Below are 4,246 nucleotides of genomic sequence, written 5' to 3'. Positions count from 1 at the left end.
CGTGTAGGGCACCTTTTCGTTGCCGAGGACGCCAGCAGAACTGGGTGCGTCAGCCTCCGTTGTCGAGCGTGTCCACGCCGGACTGCGACGTGCCGCCGTCGGTCGACCCACTGGCGGTAGCCGTCGTCGGGTTCGGCTCGCGCATGATCGAGGCTGCTGGATCGGTTGTCGTCGTGACCGGGGCATCCGTCGGCGGCGGTGGCGACACCGGATCGCTGGTCACCGGAGGCAACGTGACGGCCGTAGTGGTCACCAGCGGGGGTACCACTGGCACCGACGTCACCGGAACGGCGGGAACCTCAGGGACCACGGGGTCCGGCACGACCACTTGTTGCTGTGGCAGCTGAACAGGCGGAATCGTCGGGACGATCGTCTGCAGTTGTTCCATCAGCCGCTGCAACCAGACCTCGAGATCGGTGCGCTGAGCTTGGTCGATGATGCCGCCCGACGTCGCCGATGCTCCATCGAGCAAGGCCTGGGCTCCCGCAACGTCGCCCGCGGCGATCAGCTGCTCCGCCTCTTCGAGCTTCGACGTCGTATCGATCTGCGCGACGGTCGAATCAGCCTGTTCCGAGAACACGACGGACTTGACACTCCAGAGCGCGTCACCTGGAGCCGAGTTGTACGAGAAGACCACAAGCCCGCCCATCACCAACGCGATCGCCGCGGCAGCACCGGCAACCGGACGGAGCAGACCGTGCCTCGACCGGCCGGATGCCTTGCGCCGCAACCCGGCTGCCGCGATTTCCTGATCTACCGCGGCGGCAACCTCGTCCAGATCCGGGCCGGCGGGCAATGCGGGTGTACGTATCTCCGCGCGCCAGTTCGCAAGCAACAGAGCCAGCTGATACTCATCAGCGCTATCCGTTGCGACGGGACCGTCACCACGGATGGCTTCGATGAACTCGTCGTCTCGACGTACCGCCGCGATGTCCACCATTCCCGTGTCGGACAGATCGCCGAGAGGGCTGCTGGCTGGAGTATTCGGCGCCCGATCCGGTCGACCGATGCGGGGAATGCCATCGCGGCCGTTGTTCCTAGCCATACATTTCACCCGCTTTCACAACTTCGTTCTTCAGTTTCGCGATGGCTCGGTGTTGAGCAACGCGGATGGCGCCTGCAGTACTACCGACTGCCGCTGCTGTTTCCTCCGCCGATAGTCCGACGACAAGGCGGAGCACGAGAATCTCTCGATGCTTCGCCGGCAAGGTGTCCAGCAGGGCGATCATCTGTCTACTCGACTCGGACTCCAGAGCTCTCTGCTCCGGTCCGTGTTCCGTCGACACGACATCTGGTACTTCGGCGGCCGGATCCGATTTGTTACGTGATGCGCTTCGGTGGGCGTCTGCGACCTTGTGTGCCGCGATGCCGTACACGAACGCCATGAATGGTCTGCCTTGATCCTGGTAGCGCGGCAAGGCGGTCATGACTGCCAAGCAGACCTCCTGCGCGACGTCGTCCGCAGAGAGCTGACCACGCTCGGCGGACCCCACTCGGGCGCGGCAGTACCGCACGACTAGTGGACGGATGATTTCCAATACTCGGGAGAGTGCGGCTCGCTCGCCCTGCGCTGCGGCAACGACGAAGGAGTCCAACTCCTCACCCGTGTTGTTCATCGCTCAAGAGATCCCCGCGTTACAGTGACGCCGCCCAGTTCGACAAGCGTTTCCACCAGCAGGTGGAACCTAGTAAGGATAGCGACCTTGGATCCGCGTAATCGAACCACTCGGTCCGTGGTCTCATGCATCAGCGAGTACACCGCCACGCTGACGGAGTAGAGCAGTGCACTCGGCGATGATCGACGGCGACGCCGGGGCGTCTCCCAAACCCGTCGTCAGCATGGCCGCAGCCCATTGCAACGGCACGAGCCCGTGTTCCGAGCAGGCGTCGAGCACGCTGTGCGCAATGTGACGACTGCGCTCGATATCTCCCAGCGAACTGACAGCCGCGGCGACTATCAATTCGGTTTTCGTGATGTGTCGTAACGAATCGGTCTCGGTGGCGAGTTCGCGCGCGTCGAGTGCGTGTCGTACCGCCCCGGCTCCATCGCCCGAGACCATGGCAAGTTCCGCTCGCACCCACCGCAGCCGTAGTTGCTGTCGCCACAGCGACCCCTTACGGCCTTCACGGACCATCAGCTCTTCGCATCGGGTCAACAGCGCGTCTGCGGCCGAGAACCGCCCGACCCCGAGGGCATCCGCCGCCAGTCCGGTCAACGCGTCACACCTGGCATGGGTGATGAACGGGCCTACGCGCGTCGTTGCGAGTCCGACGAGGGCGATCGCGGTTCCGTCGTATCTCGACGCCCGTACGTGCGCACCCATCTGTCTGGACCATGAGGCCCTCGTCGAGGCCATGAGCGACCGCAGCCCTGCTGTCACGGCGACATTGCGCTCGGCCTCGTCGAGTTCGGCGCAGGCGGCGCTGTACCTCCCCTGTCCGCCGAGCGCGACCGCACGATGCCACCTGTCGAATGGATCGGTCGCCGCCGGCAGCGGCCATCGGCCAGGATCGTCACCCCACGCGGCGGCACGAAAGCCGTCCTCGCCGGCGGGCAACACGGCTGCGTCCTCATCCAGTAGCACCCATCAACGGTACGACGAAGAGGTTCGGGCCCTTCCGGCGAGCACTTTCAGGTCGGTCGACGCTGGATTCTCGCTCTTTCCACCCGCGGAGAATCGGACATTGACTTGGTTCGCCATTCCATGTCATTCGTTCATACGATTTGTTTCATGGAATTAACATATATTTTCATGGACGCTCGGTGAGTAGTTTCTGACGATTCTGTAGCCGACAGGTTAAGCGGAAACATTGCGCCGCCTATCGGAGTAGCCCACCGAGCAACGCACGATGCGTGCGTACGACGTGAACCACGGCCGTCACCGAGCACCGAAGGCACCTGCCGAATCTGCGTGAGGGCGATATGTTGCCACTGCAGGTCTCCCGCGTCCCGCAGCGCGACACCATCAAGTTCAGCAGCTCGAGCAGCAGAAACAAAGCAGCTCCGAGGCCAACAGTCGCACTCGCGCCGCCACGCCGCGAGGCGACGTTCCACGCGAGACAGACCGATCGCGCTTCCAGTCCGAGGCCCCACGCAGCAATAGTGGCACGGGTCGGAGATTTCATCTCCAAGAATGCGTCGCACGGGAATGTGCTGTTGTAAATGTCGGCCACGTTAACTTCTCGAGTTCTGCCTATGCAAATGCACACGGTGAAGAACTATTGACGCGATTTCATCGCCACGAATAACGTTGGCGTCGTACCCGAAGTCCCGACGAAGTTCTGACCGGTCCTTCGGAACGAGTTCACCACAAGTTCGACCTCACCGCCGAGCGAAGCACACATTCACACTGTCAGGCGTCTTCTTCACGCGTCGCCGCACACGTTCACGGCGAGCACACACCCTAGGAGTTCTCATGCCACAGCCGAATCACCTCCCTGGGCCCAATGCCGATATCTGGGACTGGCAGATGCACGGCCTGTGCCGTGGCGTCGACTCGTCGATGTTCTTCCACCCAGATGGCGAACGCGGCCGTGCGCGTGCCCAGCGGGAGATGCGAGCGAAAGAGATGTGCCGCAGTTGCCCCGTGCTGGCGCAGTGCAGGACGCACGCCCTCAGTGTCTCGGAGCCGTACGGAATCTGGGGCGGCATGTCCGAGACCGAGCGAGAGATGCACGCTCGCCACAATCGACGACGCATCGCGGTCTGACGTCGGCGACAGCCTGGACCGAACACAACAGCCTGGACCGAACAACAGACGGGCCCCTTCCGCAGATCGGAATGGGCCCGTCGTCTTGTCTCGTGGAGCGTGAAGCTCAGTGGCTGTGACCGTGTCCGCCCGTGGGCTCTTCGGCGTCCACCGGCTTCTCGACGATCGCACTTTCGGTCGTCAGAATCATGCGCGCAACGGAGGCGGCATTGACGACGGCCGAACGCGTGACCTTGACCGGATCGACGACACCGTCGGCGAGCAGATCACCGTAGGTGAGGGTTGCGGCATTGAAGCCGTGGCCCTTGGCCAACTCGGCGACCTTGCTGACGACGACCGATCCGTCCAGGCCGGCATTCGTGGCAATCCAGAACAACGGAGCGTTGAGCGCGGCGCGTACCACGGCGACACCGGTCGCCTCGTCGCCCGTCAGGCCCAGATTGTCCGCAAGTGACAGCCCAGCCTGCGTCAGCGCGGAACCGCCACCGGGGACGATGCCCTCTTCGACGGCAGCCTTGGCCGCGTTGACCGCATCG

General features: G+C 63.5%; 5 protein-coding genes. 1 reads left to right on the top strand and 4 read right to left on the bottom strand.

Annotated features, from left to right (window positions below):
- Positions 1–49 precede the first annotated feature (49 nt).
- From A2J03_RS26900 to A2J03_RS26890, 3 genes are all read right to left on the bottom strand, one after another.
- Positions 50–1,045: an anti-sigma-D factor RsdA gene (locus A2J03_RS26900; RefSeq protein WP_068380446.1), complete on the bottom strand. Its 996-nt coding sequence runs from the start codon at positions 1,043–1,045 to the stop codon at positions 50–52.
- Entirely contained in the window at positions 1,038–1,616 is a 579-nt protein-coding gene (locus tag A2J03_RS26895) for a sigma-70 family RNA polymerase sigma factor (RefSeq protein ID WP_068380444.1), read from the bottom strand. Before A2J03_RS26895 ends, A2J03_RS26900 begins: the two co-directional genes overlap by 8 nt.
- Before the next feature lie 123 nt (positions 1,617–1,739).
- The gene (locus A2J03_RS26890) at positions 1,740–2,585 is read right to left on the bottom strand and encodes a hypothetical protein (RefSeq protein WP_068380442.1); all 846 of its coding nucleotides are present in this window, start codon (positions 2,583–2,585) and stop codon (positions 1,740–1,742) included.
- Positions 2,586–3,416: 831 nt separating this feature from the next.
- On the opposite strand from A2J03_RS26890, the gene A2J03_RS30240 reads away from it, so the two are divergent.
- The gene (locus A2J03_RS30240) at positions 3,417–3,710 is read left to right on the top strand and encodes a WhiB family transcriptional regulator (protein ID WP_082898115.1); all 294 of its coding nucleotides are present in this window, start codon (positions 3,417–3,419) and stop codon (positions 3,708–3,710) included.
- Positions 3,711–3,816: 106 nt separating this feature from the next.
- Here the strand turns inward: A2J03_RS30240 and A2J03_RS26875 are convergent.
- Positions 3,817–4,246 (bottom strand): TCP-1/cpn60 chaperonin family protein (locus tag A2J03_RS26875; protein ID WP_331712411.1); only part of this gene is annotated, 430 nt, incomplete at its 5' end.

The sequence above is a fragment of the Rhodococcus sp. EPR-157 genome (genome assembly GCF_001647195.1).
Lineage (GTDB): Bacteria > Actinomycetota > Actinomycetes > Mycobacteriales > Mycobacteriaceae > Rhodococcoides.
This window is presented reverse-complemented; position numbering and strand designations above follow the sequence as displayed.